Origin of the sequence: Microbacterium sp. ZW CA_36, from assembly GCF_044987475.1 — a bacterium.
GTDB lineage: Bacteria > Actinomycetota > Actinomycetes > Actinomycetales > Microbacteriaceae > Microbacterium.
The window spans coordinates 21,570-40,973 of the sequence record NZ_JBJDRL010000037.1 but is presented as its reverse complement, the minus strand read 5'-3'; the positions used below and the strand labels follow the sequence as shown (position 1 = coordinate 40,973).

At 71.2% G+C, this 19,404-nt stretch carries 16 protein-coding genes; 9 read left to right on the top strand and 7 right to left on the bottom strand.

Annotated features, from left to right (window positions below):
* Positions 1-680 (top strand): SbcC/MukB-like Walker B domain-containing protein (locus ACI3KX_RS15045; protein ID WP_404910249.1); only part of this gene is annotated, 680 nt, incomplete at its 5' end.
* 21 nt (positions 681-701) lie between these two features.
* Here the strand turns inward: ACI3KX_RS15045 and ACI3KX_RS15040 are convergent.
* Positions 702-1,259 carry a nucleoside phosphorylase gene (locus ACI3KX_RS15040; RefSeq protein WP_363354338.1) on the bottom strand — a complete coding sequence of 186 codons (558 nt, stop codon included), beginning with the start codon at positions 1,257-1,259 and terminating at the stop codon, positions 702-704.
* 98 nt (positions 1,260-1,357) lie between these two features.
* Between ACI3KX_RS15040 and ACI3KX_RS15035 the strand changes: the two genes are divergently transcribed.
* Positions 1,358-2,896, top strand: coding sequence for an MFS transporter (locus ACI3KX_RS15035; RefSeq protein ID WP_404910248.1), 1,539 nt, complete (start codon positions 1,358-1,360; stop codon positions 2,894-2,896).
* A gap of 159 nt (positions 2,897-3,055) precedes the next feature.
* Here the strand turns inward: ACI3KX_RS15035 and ACI3KX_RS15030 are convergent, their stop codons facing one another.
* Positions 3,056-4,540 carry a lipase maturation factor family protein gene (locus tag ACI3KX_RS15030; RefSeq protein WP_404910247.1) on the bottom strand — a complete coding sequence of 495 codons (1,485 nt, stop codon included), beginning with the start codon at positions 4,538-4,540 and terminating at the stop codon, positions 3,056-3,058.
* A 267-nt stretch (positions 4,541-4,807) separates the two neighbouring features.
* Here ACI3KX_RS15030 and ACI3KX_RS15025 point away from each other — a divergent pair, with 267 nt between their 5' ends.
* Positions 4,808-5,386, top strand: coding sequence for a hypothetical protein (locus ACI3KX_RS15025; protein WP_404910246.1), 579 nt, complete (start codon positions 4,808-4,810; stop codon positions 5,384-5,386).
* Positions 5,387-5,432: 46 nt separating this feature from the next.
* Here the strand turns inward: ACI3KX_RS15025 and ACI3KX_RS15020 are convergent, their stop codons facing one another.
* Positions 5,433-7,511: an NAD(+) synthase gene (locus ACI3KX_RS15020; RefSeq protein WP_404910245.1), complete on the bottom strand. Its 2,079-nt coding sequence runs from the start codon at positions 7,509-7,511 to the stop codon at positions 5,433-5,435.
* A 156-nt stretch (positions 7,512-7,667) separates the two neighbouring features.
* On the opposite strand from ACI3KX_RS15020, the gene ACI3KX_RS15015 reads away from it, so the two are divergent.
* The 4 genes from ACI3KX_RS15015 (at position 7,668) to ACI3KX_RS15000 (ending at position 13,964) form a co-directional block, all read left to right on the top strand.
* Positions 7,668-11,426: an AAA domain-containing protein gene (locus ACI3KX_RS15015; RefSeq protein WP_404910244.1), complete on the top strand. Its 3,759-nt coding sequence runs from the start codon at positions 7,668-7,670 to the stop codon at positions 11,424-11,426.
* A gap of 91 nt (positions 11,427-11,517) precedes the next feature.
* Positions 11,518-11,838, top strand: coding sequence for a DUF3467 domain-containing protein (locus ACI3KX_RS15010; RefSeq protein ID WP_308869475.1), 321 nt, complete (start codon positions 11,518-11,520; stop codon positions 11,836-11,838).
* Between the two features lie 270 nt (positions 11,839-12,108).
* Positions 12,109-12,672, top strand: coding sequence for a hypothetical protein (locus ACI3KX_RS15005; RefSeq protein ID WP_404910243.1), 564 nt, complete (start codon positions 12,109-12,111; stop codon positions 12,670-12,672).
* Positions 12,669-13,964 carry a type III PLP-dependent enzyme gene (locus ACI3KX_RS15000; RefSeq protein WP_404910242.1) on the top strand — a complete coding sequence of 432 codons (1,296 nt, stop codon included), beginning with the start codon at positions 12,669-12,671 and terminating at the stop codon, positions 13,962-13,964. The genes ACI3KX_RS15005 and ACI3KX_RS15000 overlap by 4 nt, the downstream gene beginning before the upstream one ends.
* 17 nt (positions 13,965-13,981) lie before the next feature.
* Here ACI3KX_RS15000 and upp read toward each other — a convergent pair whose 3' ends face one another.
* Positions 13,982-14,614, bottom strand: a complete 633-nt coding sequence (upp, locus tag ACI3KX_RS14995) for a uracil phosphoribosyltransferase (protein ID WP_349428626.1) — start codon at positions 14,612-14,614, stop codon at positions 13,982-13,984.
* Positions 14,615-14,713: 99 nt separating this feature from the next.
* Here upp and ACI3KX_RS14990 point away from each other — a divergent pair, with 99 nt between their 5' ends.
* Both ACI3KX_RS14990 and ACI3KX_RS14985 read left to right on the top strand, forming a co-directional pair.
* Entirely contained in the window at positions 14,714-15,145 is a 432-nt protein-coding gene (locus ACI3KX_RS14990; RefSeq protein WP_404910251.1) for a nucleoside deaminase, read from the top strand.
* A gap of 109 nt (positions 15,146-15,254) precedes the next feature.
* Positions 15,255-15,965, top strand: coding sequence for a DUF2306 domain-containing protein (locus ACI3KX_RS14985; RefSeq protein ID WP_404910241.1), 711 nt, complete (start codon positions 15,255-15,257; stop codon positions 15,963-15,965).
* A 165-nt stretch (positions 15,966-16,130) separates the two neighbouring features.
* Here the strand turns inward: ACI3KX_RS14985 and ACI3KX_RS14980 are convergent, their stop codons facing one another.
* The 3 genes from ACI3KX_RS14980 to ACI3KX_RS14970 all read right to left on the bottom strand — a co-directional run bounded on the left by ACI3KX_RS14980 (position 16,131) and on the right by ACI3KX_RS14970 (position 19,289).
* Complete coding sequence (locus tag ACI3KX_RS14980; RefSeq protein ID WP_404910250.1) at positions 16,131-17,054, bottom strand: LLM class F420-dependent oxidoreductase; 924 nt, start codon at positions 17,052-17,054, stop codon at positions 16,131-16,133.
* A gap of 90 nt (positions 17,055-17,144) precedes the next feature.
* Positions 17,145-18,116, bottom strand: a complete 972-nt coding sequence (locus ACI3KX_RS14975) for a cation diffusion facilitator family transporter (RefSeq protein WP_349428624.1) — start codon at positions 18,114-18,116, stop codon at positions 17,145-17,147.
* Between the two features lie 60 nt (positions 18,117-18,176).
* Positions 18,177-19,289, bottom strand: a complete 1,113-nt coding sequence (locus ACI3KX_RS14970; protein ID WP_363354318.1) for an alpha/beta fold hydrolase — start codon at positions 19,287-19,289, stop codon at positions 18,177-18,179.
* Between the last annotated feature and the right edge of the window lie 115 nt (positions 19,290-19,404).

The following is a 19,404-nucleotide window of genomic DNA, read 5'->3' as shown; positions in this document are numbered from 1 at the left end:
CCGCACGCACCGCGGCGCTCCGCGCCGAGCGCGATGCGCACACCGCCGTCGAACGCCTGCGCGACCTGGCGCTGCAGATCGACGACGCGTATGCCGGTGTGGCCGCCCGCGCCGCCGACGCCGCCGCGATCGCCCGGCTCGCGGACACCGTGGCGGGGCGGGCGCCCAACACGATGAAGATGGACCTCGAGACCTTCGTGCTCGCCGCCGAGCTCGAAGAGATCGTCGCCGCGGCGAACCTGCGGCTGAGTGACATGTCGTCGGGCCGGTATCGCCTGCAGCACACCGACGCCCGCGCTGCGCGCGGCGCCGCGTCGGGGCTCGGCCTCGAGATCATGGACGCCTTCACCGGTCAGGCGCGTCCGGCCCAGTCGCTGTCGGGCGGCGAGACGTTCCTCGCGTCGCTCGCCCTGGCGCTCGGCCTCGCCGAGGTCGTCACAGCCCGCGCCGGCGGGGTGCGACTCGACACGCTGTTCGTCGACGAGGGGTTCGGCTCGCTCGACGAGGAGACCCTCGACCTGGCTATGCGCACCCTGGACGAGCTGCGGCAGGGCGGCCGCATGGTCGGGGTCATCAGCCACGTCGCGGCGATGAAGGAGCAGCTGCCCGCACAGCTCGCCGTCGAGGCGACGCCCCACGGCCCGAGCGTCATCAGGCAGGACGACGTCGCCCGCGTCTGATCCCTTCCAGGGGGAGCGGGATCAGACCTCGTAATCGGCGCGGATGCGATCGCGCAGCTGGTGGCTGCACGCGGCGACCGCGGCATGCCAGTCGGTGATCGCACCGTCCTGCGCGCGATCCGACACCGCCTTGAGCACGCGGATCGGCACCCCGAACTGCTGCGCGACCCAGATGTACGCGTACGTCTCCATGTCGACCAGACCGGCGCCGAGCGGCCGGATCACCGCGACCGCCTCGGCGTCGTCGACGAAGTGGTCGCCCGTGGCGATGGTGACGCCCTCCGTCTCGAGTTCGACGAGCGGCGGCAGCGACACGTGCTGTCCGACGATGCCGTCGATGTCGGTGACGTCGTGCTGCAGTGCCGCGCTGATCTCGTAGACGGCTGCGTCGAGCCGCGCGTCGATCGCCCCGGCGGTGCCGACGACCACGATCTCGTCGTACACGGTGGCGTCGAGCGCCCGGGTGAGGGCGTAGGTGGCCTGGAGCTTGCCGGGGCCGGTGACGAGGCGGTCGAAGCCGGGAAGGTCGTCGGGAAAGGCGACGAGCTCGGAGGCGAGGGCGGCGACGAGGAGTCTCACACCCCCATCATGTCCCGCTTTCGCGGGAGCCGGATCCAGCGGGACACGGATGCCCCGCTCCACCCGCCGGGAACGGGAGCGGGGCTAGCCTGGGCACGATGCCTGAGTCCGAGTCGAGAACCACGAAGACCACGAGCACGGCCCGCGCCGTGCCGCCCACCACCGCCGTCATCCCGCTCTCGCCCGCCGCCCGCTGGCGCGCGTTCTGGGTGTGCGTCTCGGTGGCGGCGATCACGATCCTCGACATGACGAAGGTGAACGTGGCGCTGCCGTCGATCGGCGAGGTCCTCGGTGCCACCTCGACGCAGCTGCAGCTGATCGTGTCGGGGTTCGTGCTCACGTTCGGCCTGGTGCTGGTCCCGATGGGCCGCCTCGGCGACCAGCGCTCGCGCCGCACGCTGTTCATCGTCGGGCTCTCGCTGTACACGGTCACGAGCGTGATGTGCGCGCTCGCGCCGACCGCGGAGGTGCTGCTCGTCGGGCGGCTGCTGCAGGGCGTGGCCGCCGGCATCCAGATGCCCCAGGTCCTGGGAATGGCGCAGGAGCTGTTCCAGGGCAGGGAGCGCGCTCGGGCCTTCGGGCTGTTCGGCGCGACGATCGGCGTCGCGACGGCGTTCGGCCCGACGCTCGGCGGGCTGCTCATCGCGCTGGGCGGGCCGACCGACGGCTGGCGGCTCATCTTCTGGATGAACGTCCCGCTCTGCCTGGCCGCCATCGCGCTCGCGCTGTGGCTGCTGCCCGACACGCGTACGAGATCGCACCGCCGCGTGCAGCTCGATCCCGTCGGCGTCCTCCTGTTCGGCGCGAGCGTCGTCTCGCTGATGTGGCCGTTCCTCTTCACGACGGGCGCACCGACCGACAATCCGGCGCGCTGGTGGCTGCTCGTGGCGTTCGCCCTGTTCGTCTCGGCGTTCATCGCCTGGGAGCGTCACTATGCGGCGCGCGGCCGCAATCCGCTCATCCCGCTCAAGCTGTTCCGCATCGCGTCGTATCGCAACGGCACGCTGCTGCAGACGGCGTACTTCACCGCGGCGCCGGCGATGTTCCTCGTGACGACCCTGTTCCTGCAGATCGGTCTGGGGCTCGAACCCGTCTACGCGGGAATGGTCTCCATCGGCTTCGCGCTCGCGAGCGCCGTGACCTCGTGGGTCGGCGGCAACCTGGTGAGCAGCCACGGCCGCGTCGTGGTGGTGTGGGGACTCGTCGCCATGCTCGCCTGCGTCGGCGGCCTCATGCTCACGGCGCTGTATGCCCCGCCCGCGTGGACCCCCTACATCATGGCCGCGATCATGACCGTCGGCGGCGCCGGCGGCGGCCTCGTGATCGCCCCGAACCAGACCCTCACGCTCGCCGAGATCCCGGTCAAGCAAGGCGGCGTCGCCGGCTCAGTCGGCCAGCTCGGCCAGCGCATCGGCGCGGCCGTGGGCACCGCGGTCGCACTGTCGCTGTTCTACGCGGCCATCTATCGCGAGTCCGGCACGCACGACGAGCTGGTCGTCTACCACGACGCGTACGCGTTCGGGATGCTGTCCGTCGCGCTCTTCCTCGCACTCGCGTTCATCGTGTCGATCGTCGACCTGACGGCGCGCCGCAAAGTCGGCTCTCGGTCGTCGGCCACCGACGCCCCGGTGCCCTGACCGTCACTTCAGGTGGCGCGACACGCGGTCACGTCGCGCGCGATGCCGCGTGTCGTGACCCCCGAACGCGTAAGTGGGGATCGTTGCGTCACTTCAGGTGGCGCGACACGCGGTCACGTCGCGCGCGATGCCGCGTGTCGTGACCCCCGAACGCCGCGCTCAACGGCGGAGCGACACCGGTCCCATCACCGGCCGCCGGCGGTCGCGCACCCACCGGGCGTGCGTCCGGCGGAACTCCTCGCGCGTCGTGAACCGGTAACGATACGACACCGCCCGCACCCACCGCGGGCGCTCGCCCGCGAACGGGTCGTGCGCGAGCAGGCGCAGGGTCGCGGCATCCGCTTCCAGCAGCCGCACCAGGAACGTGGTGAACCAGTCCTCGAGCGAGCGACCGAGCGGCAGGAACCACATCAGCCAGTCCAGGCGCAGATGGTACGGCGCGAACTGGCGGGGGATGCGGCGCACGTCGCCCGGCTTGCCCTTGAAGGCGTACTCGCGCCAGGTCGCGGCATCCGGATCCTCATCGGTCGTCCCCTCGACGACGATCTCGATGCGCTGCTTCGTCACCGTGCCGAAGGCGCCGTACGCGTTGGCGAGCTGCCAGCGGTTGAACGAGGAGTTCATGAGCTGCCGGTGGGCGAACAGGTTCTGCAGCGGCGACCAGCTGAGCACGAGATACAGCACGCCGACGGCGCACGTGACGACGAGCCAGTACACCGGGAGCCCGTCGAGGGTCCACGGGGGATCGGATGCCGCAGGCGCGTGCTCGGCGCCGATGCCCGGCAGCCCGATCGCCGAGAAGGCGAGCACGATCGTCATCCAGTTGAGCCAGGCGAAGTTGCCGGTCAGGACGAGCCATGTCTGCGTCGCGATCACGACGGCAGCGGCCACCGCGCCGATCATCGCGGGGACGGGGCCGGGGACGAACAGCCCGAGGAGCGGTGCGAACAGGAACCACGGCACGACGAGCTGCGAGAAGTGGTTGCCGAGCACCTCGCCACGATGGAACCAGGCCGGGAGCAGGTGCGCCTGGCGGCTCAGCGGGCCGGGCATCGGCTGGGTCTCGTGGTGGTACATCAGGGCCGTGAGGTCGCGCCACTCGCGGCCGCCGCGGATCTTGATCATGCCCGCGCCGAACTCGAGCCGGAACACCAGCCACCAGAACAGGACGATGACCACGGTGGGCGGCGGCTGCCGATCCGACCCGAGGAAGGCCGCGAGGAACCCGGCCTCGAGGAGCAGCATCTCCCACCCGAAGCCGTAGAAGGTCTGACCGATGCTCGTGATCGACATGTAGCCGAACCACAGACCGAGGAAGCAGAGCATCGGCACCCACGGGGGACCGAGCTGCGGGATGCCGATCACCAGAGCGGCCGCGACGACGACGCCCGTCACGCACAGCGCGACGAGCCGTCGGTCGCTGTAGCTCAGCCAGCGGAACAGCGTCGGACGCAGCAGTCGCCGTCCGCGCGTCGACGAACGCGCCCAGTCGAGGAGCTCGGGCGCGGGCAGCAGCCCGTGCTCGCCCAGCAGCGGGCGGAACTGGTTCAGCGTCGACACGAATGCCACGACGAACAGCGCGGCGACTCCCCGCTGCAGCACCTGGCGCGCGAACTCGAAGTCGACCGCGGCGAAGCCGTTCACGACGCCGGCTCACCTCGCTCGACGACGTACCCGCAACCTGCGGGACCGGGCACGGCGGCGGGAGGTCCGTCGGGACCGCTGTCGACCACCACCGTGCGCCGGGCCATGGCCTCATCCTTTCCGCCGGCCGCTGGGATCGACAGGGGCTTGACGGCCGTTCGGAGCTTTTCGCACGGAGAGCAGCGCTGGGCGCGTGGCGATCTTCCTCGTCGCGCGCGACGGGGACAGGATGGAGGTGCGGACGGTCCGCGGAGAATGAGGTGGATCATGCAATCGGTGCTTCTCGAGACTCCGGCGGGTATCACGGCTCGGCTCGGCTGGGATCCGAAGCTGCCCGACCACGACCGCAAGCGCCTTCTCGCCAAGGAGATCGTCGCCGCCCGGCTCGGGGTCGATCCGAAGGACGTGCGCGTCGAGCGCGAAGCGCCCCGCACGTTCGGGTTCCACACCCAGCTGTTCGCCGAGGTCGGCGGGACGGAGCTGCCGCTGAAGATCCGCAACGTCAACTTCCGCGCCGCCACGGTCGTCGCCGTCACCGACCCCGAGGTGTCACTGGGGCTGGACCTGCGCGACGCGCATCCGGACGACGCCGAGATGCACCTGATGAAGCGCCACTCCCACCTGCTCGACGAGAACGACATGGGCAAGCTGATCGCGCACTGGACGCGCGTGCAGGCAGTTCGAGATGCCGACGGCCGCGGCGCGCGCGTCGCCGCCGACCACGTGCGGCTCGACAGCCCGCTGACGAAGGGCTGGATCCCCGACCGGAAGGTCTTCTACCGGCTGGCGGATCTCTCGCGCGACAGCTGGATCATCACGCTCGCCTACGCGCAGCCACCCGCCTGAGCGCACGACGGCGGATCGCGCCGTCGCGGTCGGAGATGCCGCGCGGTCAGTCCTCGACGAGCTCGGGGAGAGCCGCCCTGAGCTCGGCGAGCCACACGCGGGCGTTGCCGTCCGACGGTGCACGCCAGTCGCCGCGGGGCGACAGCGAGCCCGCCGGCGACACCTTCGGACCGTTGGGGATCGCGGAGCGCTTGAACTGCGCGAACGCGAAGTAGCGCTGGAGGAACACCTGAAGCCACTTCGCGACCGTGGGCAGGTCGTACGCGTAGCGGTCTTCGTCGGGGAAGCCGGGAGGCCAGGCGCCGGCATCCTTGTCGCCCCACGCGTGCGCGGCGAGGTACGCGATCTTCGACGGCCGGAAGCCGAATCGCAGCACGTGGTACAGCGTGAAGTCGTGCAGCGCGTAGGGGCCGATCCGGTCCTCGGTCGACTGCATCTTGCCGTCCTGGCCCGCGGGGACGAGCTCGGGCGAGATCTCGGTGTCGAGAACCGACTGCAGCACCTCCCGGGCGCGGTCGCTCAGCTCGGTGGAGCCGCCCTCGTCGCCTCGGTGCGAGATCACCCAGCGGATGATGTGCTGGATCAGCGTCTTCGGCACGCCGGTGTTGACGGCGTAGTGGCTCATGTGGTCGCCGACGCCGTACGTCGCCCAGCCGAGCGAGAGCTCCGACAGGTCGGACGTGCCGATGACCATGCCGCCGTGATGGTTCGCGAGGCGGAAGAGGTAGTCGGTGCGCAGGCCTGCCTGCACGTTCTCGAACGTGATGTCGTGCACCGGCTCGCCGTCGGCGAACGGGTGGTCCAGGCGCTCGAGCATCTCGATCGCGAGCGGGCGGATGTCGATGGTCTCGATCGACGCGCCGACCGACTCCGCGAGGGCGATGGCGTTCGACTTGGTGTGGTCGCTCGTCGCGAACCCCGGCATCGTGTAGGCGAGGATGTCGCCGCGCGGGCGGCCCATGAGGTCCATGGCCCGCGCCACCACGAGCAGGGCGTGGGTGGAGTCGAGCCCGCCGCTGACGCCGATCACGGGCTTCGGCCCGCCGATGGCCCGCATGCGCTGGACGAGGCCCGAGACCTGGATGTTGAACGCCTCGTAGCAGTCCTGCGCGAGTCGCGCGGGGTCGTCGGGCACGAACGGGAACCGGTCGAGGGTGCGGCGCAGCCCGACGTCGGTCTGCGGCGGGTCGAGCTGGAAGTGCACGGTGCGGAAGGCGGCATCCGCCTGCGTCGCCCGGCGGTTGTCGTCGAACGTGCCCTGGCGCAGGCGGTCCTGGCGCAGCCGGTCGAGGTCGACGTCGGCCACCGAGCGGCGCGGCCCGTCGGGGAAGCGCTCCGTCTCGACGAGCAGGTTGCCGCCCTCGTAGATCATCGTCTGGCCGTCCCACGAGACGTCGTTCGTCGATTCGCCGCTTCCGGCGGCCGCGTATGCGTAGGCGGCCAGGCAGCGCAGGGACTGCGACTGCACGAGGTCCTTGCGGTCCTCGGCGCGGGCGATGGTGATCGGGCTGCCGCTGAGGTTGAGCAGCACGGTCGCGCCGGCCAGCGCGGCGCTCGACGACGGCGGGATCGGCACCCAGACGTCTTCGCACACCTCGGCGTGCACGATGAGCCCGGGGACGTCGAGTGCCTCGAACAGCAGGTCGGGTCCGAACGGGGCCTCGAGCGCGCCGACGCGGATGTCCTGATCGCCCTGGTCGTCGCCCGGCGCGTACCAGCGCCGCTCGTAGAACTCGCGGTAGGTGGGCAGGTACGACTTCGGCGCGACGCCCAGCAGCTCGCCGCGGTGGATGACGACGGCGCAGTTGTAGAGGCGGTTGCGGTGGCGCAGCGGTGCACCCACGACGAGCACGGGGAGCAGATCCGCGGATGCCTCGACCAGCCGCTCGATCGCGGCGACCACGGCGTCGATCACCGGGTCCTGCATCACCAGGTCGTCGATGGCATAGCCGGTGAGGCAGAGCTCCGGGAAGACCGCGACGGCGACGGCGTCCGCGTCGCACTCGCGTGCTGTCTCGAGGACCGCGTCGGCATTGGCCGCGGGATCGGCGATCGAGACCGGGATCGTGCAGGCCGCGACGCGGGCGAACCCGTGTCGGTACGCGCTCTCGAAGGGCAGGCTCATGCGTTCCAGTCTGGCAGGTGGCCGCCCGATGGCCCGAGAACCAGCGGGGTGGTATGCGGCTCGCCTGTCACGATCGGTGGGGTCGGGCCGCCATTCGCGACAGCGGAGCGGGAGGTGTCGGATGCCGCGGCTAGGGTCGTGTGAGAAGGGCGGGGCATGCGATACATCGAGGACGAAGGCCGGATCGTCTGGAGTGCGAGTGATCTGAAGGCGGCCGCCGAATGCGAGTTCGCCTGGCTGCGCGCGATCGACGCGCGGCTCGGACGCGTCGCGGCGGTCGAAGAGCCCGAAGACCTCACTCTCGAGCGCGCAGGGCGTCTCGGCACCGTGCACGAGCGCCGTGTGCTCGACGAGTACGTCGCGCGGTACGGCGACCGGGTGGCCGTGATCCCCGAGACGAGATCGTCGGATGCCGAGGCCCTGGCCGATGCAGTCGCCCGCACGAACGCGGCGCTGGCCTCTGATGCCGAGGTCGTCTACCAGGCGGCGTTCGCCACCGATTCGTTCGTGGGGTTCGCCGACTTCCTAGTGCGCGACGACGCTGCCGGCAGCGGATCCGGCCGGCCATGGATCGTGCAGGACACGAAGCTCGCGCGGCACGCCCGCGTCACCGCACTGATGCAGCTCGCGGCCTACGTCGACCAGCTCGACCGCCTCGACGTGCCCCGGTCCGGCCGTGTGCAGCTGCTGCTCGGCGACGGCAGCGTCAGCGAGCACGAGGTCGACGACCTTCTCCCCGTCTTCGCACTGCGCCGCGAGCGCCTGGCCGCTTTGATCGCCGACCGGCGCCTCGAGCTCGGGGCGGCGGGGGAGCCGATCGCGTGGGGCGACCCGCGCGGCGAGCTCGGCGTCGTCGCCTGCGGACGCTGCGCGACGTGCGACGCCGAGGTCGTGGCATCCCGTGACCTGCTCCTCGTCGCCGGCATGCGGCCGGTGCAGCGCGAACGGCTGCGCGCCGCCGGCATCCACACGATCGAGCAGCTCGCCGGGGCGCCGGCGGGGCCGACGGGGATGAATCCCGACGTGTTCGCGTCGCTGCGCACCCAGGCGCGCCTGCAGCTCGAGAGCCCGGCGGGCACGCCGCCGCTCGTGGCGCCGAAGGCCCACGTCTCGCGGCGCGATGTGACGGTGGTCGAGGCCGTGACGGTGGTCGACGCCGCGACCGTGGGCGACGCCGCGACGACCGCGCACGGCGCGGCGGTCCACGATGCGGTGGCGCAGGTCACGGTCGCGACTCTCCTCGAAGAGCCCGGCGTCCGTGAGGCCCCGCTTCCGGTCGAGGCGCCGCCGATCCCGGTCTTCGAGGTGGTGGCGCCGCAGGCGCTGGGCGCGCTGCCGCGTCCCGACCACGGCGACCTCTTCTTCGACTTCGAGGGCGACCCGCTGCACACCGAGCCGCCGATGCCGGGGGAGCCCACCCAGTGGGGAATCGACTACCTGTTCGGCTGGGTCGACACCCGCGAGCAGTACACCGCGCTGTGGGCGCACTCCTTCGCCGACGAGAAGCGCGCGCTCGAGACGTTCCTCGACATCGTGAACCTGCGGCGGCAGCAGTTCCCGGGCATGCACATCTACCACTACGCGCCGTACGAGCCGACGCACCTGCTGGCCATGGCCGCACGGCACGGCGTGCGCGAGGCCGACGTCGACCGGCTGCTGCGCGACGGCGTCTTCGTCGACCTCTACCCGATCGTGCGCCGCTCGTTGCGCGTCGGATCGCGGTCGTACTCGATCAAGAAGCTCGAACCGCTCTACATGGGCGACGAGGTGCGCACGAGCGACGTGCAGAAGGGCGACGACTCCATCGTCCGCTACGTCGAGGCCCGTGCGCTGCAGGCTGACGGCGCAGCGGCCGAAGCCGCCCTCGTCTTCGACGACCTCGCCGACTACAACCGCTACGACTGCGTGTCGACGCGGCGCCTGCGCGACTGGCTCGTCGACCGCGCGCGCGAGGCCGCTCTCGTGCCGTCGCCCAACCCCGAGCCGGACGAGCGCGCGTACGAGCCGTCGGCCCGGGCTACCGTGCTCGACGCACTCGCGCGGGAGCACGCCGAGGACTCCGTCGCGGGCCGCACGCTGCGCCTGGCCGCGGCCGCGATCGACTACTACCCGCGCGAGGCGAAGTCGTTCTGGGCGACGCACTTCCTGCGTATGCGCGAGCCGGTGTCGTTGTGGGACGAGACCCGCGATGTGGTCGCGATCGACCCCGCGCGCAGTCGCGTGCGCGAGGACTGGCATTTCCTCGAGAGCGGCCGAGGCGGGGAGCGGCGCGGCGTCGAGCTGCGCGGCGCCCTTGCCCCGGGCACCCGCCTCAGCGAGGGGACGAACCCGTTCGCCCTGTACGAGCTGCCCGCGCCGTACCCGTTCGACGCCTCGCCGCGGTGGATCCACTCCTACCGTTCGGTCACCGTCCTCGAGGTCCTCGACGACGGTGCCGTGATCGAGGAGACGGCGGTCGACGGCGTGACCTGGAACGAGCTGCCTCTCGCGCTCACACCTCAGGCGCCGCCCGCGGCGGGCAACCAGCAGGCCGCCATAGACGCGTGGGCGGATGCCGTCATCGACGCCGCGCCCGAGCTCCCGGCCGATCCTGCGACCGACATCCTGTGTCGCCGCCCGCCGCGCATGCTGCAGCCGCTGCTCGGAGCCGGGGTCGCACCGCGACCAGAGGGGAGCCCGCTCCCCGTCGCGGGCGAGGACGCCGTCGACGCGATCGCCCGCGCGGTGCGCGCGCTCGACCGCAGCTACCTCGCCGTGCAGGGCCCTCCCGGCACCGGCAAGACCTACGTCGGATCCCACGTCATCGCACGGCTCGTGCGGGACCACGGCTACAAGGTCGGCGTCGTCGCGCAGGGGCACGCGACGATCGAGCACCTGCTCGAGCGCGTGATCGCTGCCGGTGTGCCGGCCGCGCAGGTGGGCAAGGCCCCGAAGGATCCGGCTGCCGCGCACGGCTTCACCGTGCTGCCGAAGAACGGCGTCGCCGCGTTCACGGCCGAGCACGAGGCATCGGGGTTCGTCATCGGCGGCACGGCGTGGGACTTCAGTCACGAGGGCCGTGTTCCGCGCGGCAGCCTCGACCTGCTCGTCGTCGACGAGGCCGGGCAGTTCTCGCTCGCGTCGACGATCGCCGTGTCGCTCGCGGCGCCGCGACTGCTGCTGCTGGGCGACCCGCAGCAGCTGCCGCAGGTGAGTCAGGGCACCCACCCCGCACCCGTCGACACGTCGGCGCTCGGGTGGGTCATGGACGGCGCCGACGTCATCCCGACCGAGTACGGCTACTTCCTCGCAGAGACCCGGCGCATGCGACCGGAGGTCGCCGCGCCGGTCTCGACGCTGTCGTACCGTGGCGAGCTCGCGGCGCATCCGTCGACGGCGCTGCGCCGGATCGACGGCATCCGTCCCGGGCTGGTGCCGATCCCACTGCGCCATCACGGCAACGCGACGCAGTCCCTCGAAGAGGCCGCCGAGGTCGCCCGGCTGGTGACGGACCTCATCGGGCGGGAGTGGACGGATGCCGCCACCGACGACAGCGACGGCACATCAGCGCCGCTGCCGCCGCGACCGCTGGAACAGGGCGATCTCATCGTCGTCACCCCCTACAACGCCCAGCAGGTGGCCGTCGAGGCGGCCCTCGCCGCCGCGGGGTTCCCCGACGTGCCTGTCGGCACGGTGGACAAGTTCCAGGGCAAGGAGGCAGCTGTCGCCATCGTCTCCCTCGCGGCGTCGAGCGGCCGCGACGCGCCGCGCGGGCTCGAGTTCCTGCTGCTGCGCAACCGCCTGAACGTCGCGATCTCACGGGCGATGCACACCGCGTTCCTGGTGTACTCGCCCGGGCTCCTGGATGACCTGCCGTACACCCCGGAGGGGGTGGCCAGGCTCAGCGGGTTCGCGCGGCTCGTCGGTCGCGGCTGAGCGCCGCGTAGACTCGCGCACACGTCGCACACGACAGCCCGAGACTCTCACGCGGGCGACCGCGCGAGACGCCGCCCGAACAGGAGCCCGCATGGCCGACGACGCATCGCAGCAGTTCGAGATCGACCTCCCGCCCGAGCTCATCGGCGGCGCGTACGCCGACTTCGCCAACGTCTGGCATACGCCGACGGTGTTCGTGATGGACTTCCTCACCCTCGCGCAGCCCCCGCGCGAGCAGGTGGACGCCGAGACCGGCCAGCGCCACACCGTCGTGCCGGCACGCGTGGTGAGCCGCATCCGCATCCCGCCGGACCAGGTGTTCGAGCTGGCGAAGGCCCTCACCCAGCAGCTGGAGTTCTGGGAGCGCGAGACCGGACGCCGCAATCCGCAGGACCCGCCGCTGGGAGACTGAGGTCCGAGTCCGAGTCCGATTCCGGGCCCGGGCCCGGGCCCGGGTCGGCGGCGGTCTCGGGCGCGAGTAGTCCGCAGCACGCGGCATGTCAACCCCTTTGGGGTCTGAATCCGACCCCACGTAGCCTTGCCAGGCGCCAGAAGGCGTGCAGGCGCGACATCCGTTCGGCGAGGGGCGGGTGTCGCGCCGTCTCCACGTGCGGCGCCCTCGCGACCGCCCGGCCCGTATCATCGCCGACGCTTCCTCCTCTGTCAGACGGAGGGGGACGCCATGACCACGATCGACCGGCCGGCCGCGACGGCGGCGATCGCACCTGCGCGCACGGCGACCGATCCGGCAACGGCAGCCGGCGCGCCGCAGCCCCGTCGCGGGCTCCTGTTCTGGATCGTCCGCTACCTGCCCGCCGAGATCACAGGCACGGCGGTGATGGCGATCGCGGGCCTGCTCGCCACGCAGTGGACCGATGCGGCCCCGGTCATCGCCTTGGCCGCCCTTCTGGGCGAGATCGCCGGCTTCTATGCGGTGCTCGCGGCCACGATCTACCTCGAGCTCGTGCCGGTCACCGGGACGCGCCGCAAGGCCCTCGGCAAGACCGGCGTGCTCCTGATCGCCGAGTTCGGCGCGGCCGAGGTGCTCGACACCCTGCTCGTGCGACCGGCGGCACTCCTGCTGGGCGTCTGGCTCTTCCCCGATCCGCTGTGGGGCATGCTGGCCGGCAAGGTCGCCGCCGACATCGTCTTCTATGCGGTCGCCGCGGGCGCGTTCACCGTCACCGCCCGCACCGGACTGCGCGACGGGGGCCGGAATCGGCGCACGGAAGGGGCGGCGACATGAACCTCGACGCGCTGCGCCGGGAGCCGCGGACGGCTCCCGCCTTCGCCGACCGGCGGCGCGCGGAGGCATCCGCCGTGATGTCGTCGGTGGCGGCGCGGGCCGCCATCGCCCTGCACGGGACCCCGCTGCTGCTGCTGGATCCGCAGCGCGTCCGCACGCAGTATCGCCGACTTCGCGCCGCGCTCCCGTTCGTCGGCTTCCACTACGCGGTCAAGGCGCTCGCGCATGACGCAGTGCTCGACGTGCTCGACGACGCGGGCTGCGGATTCGACATCGCCACCGGCGAGGAGCTCGCGATGCTCACGCGCCGCGGCATCGACGCCTCGCGGATGATCCACACGCATCCGATCAAGAAGCCCGCCGAGATCGCCTGCGCCCTGGCCGCGGGGGTGCGCACGTTCGTGGTCGACAACGAGGTCGAGATCGGCAAGTTCCGGGGCGCGCCGGCGGACACACGGCTGCTCGTGCGGCTGGCGTACCGCAGCCCGCATGCCAAGAGCGACCTGTCCAGCAAGTTCGGCGTCGGACCGTTCGAGGCCGCCCATCTCGTCGAGAGCGCCCTCGCCGCCGGGGTCACGGTCGCCGGCTTCAGCTATCACGTCGGCAGCCAGCTCGACGATCCCGCTCGGTTCGCGTCCGCCGCTGCCGACACGATCGAGCTCATGGGCATCCTGGAGCGGCGCTGCAACGTGCAGTTCGACACGCTCGACATCGGCGGTGGGTTCCCGGCCTCGTACGACTCCGAGTCGGCAGCGATCGACGACATCGCGGCGCAGCTGCGACCGGTGCTCGCCCCGTACGCACGCCGACTCGACATCATCGCGGAGCCCGGCCGCGTGATGGTCGCCGATGCGATGACCCTCGTGACGAGCGTCGTCGGCATCGCCGAGCGCGGCGACGGGCGGTGGTACTACCTGGACGACGGCGTGTACGGGTCGTACTCGAACGTGCTGACGGAGGACGTGCATCCGCTGGTGTTCGCCGCACGCGACCTCACGGCGACCGACCCCTGGAGCGGCCGGCTCTCCGCCGGCGCGAGCGCCGGTGACCACCGCTGGGCGACGCTGGCCGGACCCACCTGCGACTCTTCGGACGTCATCGCACGAGAGGTCCTGCTGCCCGAGCTGCGCGTCGGTGATCTGCTCGTGAGCCCCACCATGGGGGCGTACACCACCGTGACGGCGACGCGCTTCAACGGCCGCCCCTTCACTCCGGTGGCCGTGATGGGCAGGGGTGCGCCGAGAGTCGAGGCCGGCGAGACCGCCGACCTCCGCCGCGTGCCGATCGTCTGACGCGACGGACTCGCGGCTCAGACCGTGCCGTACAGCCGATCGCCGGCGTCGCCGAGTCCGGGCACGATGTAGCCCTTCTCGTTGAGGCGCTCGTCGAGCGCGCCGAGCACGAGGGTGACGTCGCGTCCTTCGACCTGCTTCTCGATGGCGGCGACGCCCTCGGGAGCCCCGAGGATGCAGATCGCCGTCACGTCCTGCGCGCCGCGCTGGAACAGGAACTCGATCGCGGCGCCGAGCGAGCCGCCGGTCGCCAGCATGGGATCGAGCACGAAGCACTGGCGGTCGCTCAGGTCGTCGGGCAGTCGCTCGGCGTAGGTCGACGGCTCGAGGGTCTCGTGGTCGCGGACCATGCCGAGGAAGCCCACCTCGGCGGTCGGGATGAGCTTGACCATGCCCTCGAGCATGCCGAGGCCGGCGCGCAGGATGGGCACGACGAGGGGTCGCGGCTCGTCGATGCGGACGCCGGTCGTCGTGGTGACGGGCGTCTGGATCTCGATGGGCGCCACGCGGACGTTACGCGTCGCCTCGTACGCGAGGAGGGTGACGAGCTCCTCGGTGAGCTGACGGAACACGGGGGACGAGGTGCGCTGGTCGCGCAGCACCGTGAGCTTGTGGGTGATGAGCGGGTGGTCGGCGACGTGCAGGCGCATAGAGACAGGTTAGTGCGTCGCCGCCCTCGAACCCGGGGCCGGTTCGATGCGGACGGCTACGCTCGTGCTGTGCAGCCCGCTTCCGCCGACCTCGCAGCGATGGATCGCGCGCTCGCGCTCGCCGCCGCGGCAGGCGAAGCGGGTGACGTGCCCGTCGGCGCGGTGGTGACGGATACCGAGGGCAGAGTGATCGCCGAGGGCCGCAATCTCCGCGAGCTCGACCACGATCCGACCGCGCACGCCGAGGTGGTGGCGCTGCGCGCGGCGGCTGCGGCGCGCGGCTCGTGGAACCTCGAGGGCTGCACGCTCGTGGTCACCCTGGAGCCCTGCGTGATGTGCGCGGGCGCCGTGCTGCAGTCGCGCATCTCGCGACTGGTCTTCGGCGCGTGGGACGCGAAGGCCGGCGCCGCGGGCTCGGTGTACGACGTCGTCCGCGACCGGCGTCTGCCGTATCGTGCCGAGGTCGTCGCCGGGGTGCGCGAGGATGCGGCATCCGCTCTCCTGCGGGCCTTCTTCGACGTGCGCCGCTGAGTCGTCCTCGGGACCCTTCCGCGCATCAGAGAACTGGGGGGTCAGCCCCCGTGGATCGGGGGGACAGCACCCTGCTGCGGCTCTCCCGCCCGGGCCTAGCGTGACGCACGTGACCCGCCTCATCGAACCCGTCCGCACCGGTACCGCCATCGCGCGGCCGGGCGGCATCCGTTCCCGGATCGGCTGGACGTTCGTCCTGCTGACAGCGATCGCGATCGTCGCCTATGCCGCTGTGCCGTACTTCACCGCCTCGCTCGAGGCGCTCGCCGAGAGCCCCGGGCTCGCCGCGGACTACGTCGGGAAGCCGCCGCTCATCCAGGCGGCGCTCTACGTGCACATCGCCGGCGGCGCGACGGCGCTCGCACTGGGGGCGCTGCAGTTCTGGCGCGGTCTGCGTGCCCGTGCGCCACGCGTGCACCGGTGGATCGGGCGCGTCTACCTCGTCGGCGTCGCCGTCGGCAGTCTCGGCGGTCTCGTGATCGCCCCGACGAGCAGCGCCGGCTTCGTCGGGTTCTTCGGCTTCACCACGCTGGCCGTGCTGTGGCTCGTCACCGGGTGGCGGGCGTACCGCGCGATCCGGCGCGGCGATGTGCCCACTCACCGGGCGTGGATGATCCGCAACTACGCCCTGACGTACTCTGCCGTGACGCTGCGGATCTGGCTGCCGCTGCTGGTGTTCGCCCCGCTGCTGTTCGGGCAGACGCCCGACTTCGAGAACGCCTACGCCGCAGTGCCGTTCATCGCCTGGCTTCCGAATCTCCTCGTCGCGGAGTGGCTCATCCGCCGCCGTGGGCTGCCGTCGTACCGCCTGCCCGTCTGAGGCTGCGAAGTGCCCCGCCCGGGCCGCTGGCATCCGTCGCCGATCCATCTCGTTCACTTGCGCTATACGTACGTGAAAAGGCGGTTCGCGTGTACGAACAGCGCAAGTGAACCGATTCAGCACGGCGGCGGAGCGCGCGTGACGTCGTTGGTGAGGCGCAGAGGGTCAGCGGGGCAGATCGGGCAGTATCTCGCCCAGATACTCGACGTGCGAGACGTCCTGCAGATCCAGCAGCTGGAAGTACACACGCTCGATGCCGAACGACCGGTAGAACGCGATGCGCTCGCCGATCTCGGCGGCGTCGCCCACGATGTTCGTGCCGTCCCGCACGTCGGCGACCGTCTTTCCGATCCGCCCGGCGCGGCGGGCGACCTCGGCATCGTCGCGCCCGGCGAAGGTCGACATCGCGATCGAGAGCCGCACGGTCGCAGGGTCGCGGCCGATCCGGTCGCAGGCGGCGCGCAGGTTGTCGATGCGCTCCTGGATCTGGTGGTCTTCCGGGAAGCCGATGTTGTACTCGCGTGCGAAGCGGGCGACGAGGTCGGGGGTGCGCCGCGGACCGCCGCCGCCGATGATCACGGGGACGGACTGCTGCAGCGGTTTCGGCAGACCGGGTGCTTCGACCAGCTGGTAGTTCGTCCCGCTGAAGCTGTAGGTCTCGCCGTCGCGCGTGGCCCACAGGCCGGTCACGATCTCGAGCTGCTCCTCGAGGAGGTCGAACCGCTTGGCCGGGAACGGGATGCCGTAGGCCCGGTGCTCGCGCTCGAACCACCCGGCTCCGAGTCCGAGCTCGACGCGTCCGCCCGACATCGCGTCGACCTGGGCGACCTGGATCGCCAGTGAGCCGGGGTGACGGAAAGTGACGGGGGAGACCAGGGTGCCGATGCGGATCCGGGACGTCTCGCGGGACAGCCCCGCCAGCGTCGTCCAGGCGTCGGTCGGTCCCGGCAGGCCGTCGCCCATCCCGCTCAGGTAGTGGTCCGACCGGAAGTATCCGGTGAAGCCGAGGCGCTCGGCGGTCTGGGCGTAGGCGAGCTCGTCGTCGTAGGTGGCACCGAGGTGGGGCTCGGTGAAGATGCAGTATTCGATGATCGTTCCCTGTGTGTGTCTCGCGGTCGCACGTCAGGTCGACGCGGTCCGACGACCTCTGGGGGCTGAGGCTGAAGGAGCGCCGGAGACTCAGTCGGCCGACTTGATGACGAACTCGGATGTCGGCGGCGCGGGGTCCTCGCCGGGGCGATAGATGTCGGGCTCCACGTAGATCACCCGCGCCGCGGGCACGGCGGCGCGCACACGCACCTCGACGCGGTCGATGTCGGCGGCGACGTGCGCGAGCGGCGCGTCGGCGGCGAACCCGATCTTCGCGGCGACGAGGAGCTCGTCGGGGCCGAGGTAGAGCGTCTTGAGGTGGATGAGCTTCTCGACCTCGGGTCCGGCGGTGATGGCGGCGACGATGCGCTGGTGATCGGCCTCCGTGGCGCCCTCGCCGACGAGCAGGCTCTTCGTCTCGATGCCGAGGACGATCGCGATCACGATGAGCAGCGTGCCGATCATGAGCGTGCCGAGGGCGTCGAAGACCGGGTTGCCGGTGATCACGGTGAGGCCGACGCCGAAGAGCGCGAACACCAGCCCGATGAGCGCGCCGACGTCTTCGAGCAGGACGACGGGGAGCTCCGGCGCCTTCGCGTGGCGGACGAACGACACCCACGACTGACCGCGGCCGCGCACGTGGTTGCTCTCGCGGACGGCGGTGCGCAGCGAGAACGACTCGAGGCCGATCGCGACGACCAGCACGACGATGGGCAGCCACCACCACTGCTCGTCCAGCCCGTGCGGGTGGGTGAGCTTCTCGACGCCCTCGTAGATCGCGAACAGACCGCCGACCGAGAACAGGATGATCGACACGACGAACGCGTAGACGTATCGCTCGCGTCCGTAGCCGAAGGGGTGATCGCGGTCGGCCATCTTCTTGGCCTTGCGCCCGCCGAGCATCAGCAGCAGCTGGTTGCCCGAGTCGGCGACCGAGTGGATCGCCTCGGCGAGCATCGAGGCCGAGCCCGAAAGGAACCAGGCGATGAACTTCGCCAGGGCGATGCCCATGTTCGCCAGGAACGCCGCGAGGATCGCCTTGCCGCCGCCGGAAGCACTCATGCCGACGAGTCTACGGATGCCGGGCCCGCGGCTCGCGCGCCGGACGCGCGTCCGGCGCGGTCAGTCGGACGAGCGCAGGATGATGGCCTCGGTCGGGGGCGCGGGATCGTGACGGTGTCCGACGTAGCCGATGATCTCGAGCAGTGCGTGACGGAACTCCGCCAGCTGCTCGAGGTGGGGCGTGTGGCCGACGCCCTCGAGATTTCGCTCGGTCACCTGGCCGCCGGCATCCGCGTACCGCGTGAGCACGTCGCGCGTCTGCGAGACCATCGGCTGCGGCGGAGCGACCTCGTCGCCGGGCCAGTCCGGCACGATGCCGAGCTTGCCGAGGTTGTTGTAGTCGTAGAGCGAGGCGTCCGAGATGATCGGGTCGAGCACGCCGTGGATCCACAGGATCGCCGGCTTCACAGGCATGTCGACGATGGCCGACACATCGAAATGCCCCGGCGTCATCGTGTTGACCACGCCGATACCGCCCGCGGCGAAGCCCGGCCAGCTGGGGCTCGTCACGGAATCGCCCGGGTAGTTGCCTGTGGCGGTCGACGTCGTGAGCATCGAATCGACCCACACGTCCTCATGTGGGCTCTCGTACCCCGCCGCGACGAAGCCGGATCGGAAGACGCTGCGCGGCGAGGTCGCTGCGTCGTCCGTCGTGTCGTGGTCGATCAGGCGCTGCACGAAGTCGGGGTTCACCGTCCCTCCACCGCAGCCCGCGTCGTCGTCGGTGAGACGCGTCCCATCGCGACGGGTTCCTCCGAAGCCGTATGGCGAGATCGGAGCTTCCAGGGTGAGGCTCAGCACGGGGTGCTCGAGCGCGTACTGCATGATGACGCCGGCGCCCATGGACCAGCCGACGAGATGGGCGGTAGGGATGCCGAGCGCACTCAGCGTCGCGGCCACATCGTCGCTGAAGTCGCGCACCCCGCGCGTCGCGTCGATCGGCGCGTGCTCCGTGCCGCCGAACCCCCGCAGGTCGATCGCGATCACCCGCAGGTCGGTGGGGAGATCGAGCATCAGCTCCTGCCAGAACAGTGCCGACGAGAGGTTGCCGTGGATCAGCACCACGGTGCGCTCCGGCGGCGTGGCGGGATCGTCGCCCTCGCGCTCGAGCACGTTGACGGTGAGTCCGGGCGTCTCCACGCTGCGCGCGGTGATGCCGTCGAAGAGCGTCATGTCGGAAGCCTCCCACGTCGTGCGGGGGGCTCCTGCGTCCCCGCACTTCCGAGGATAGACCGGCCCGAGACGCCGTGAACGGACTCTCGCGTCGCGGACGGCGGAGGCAGCGGCG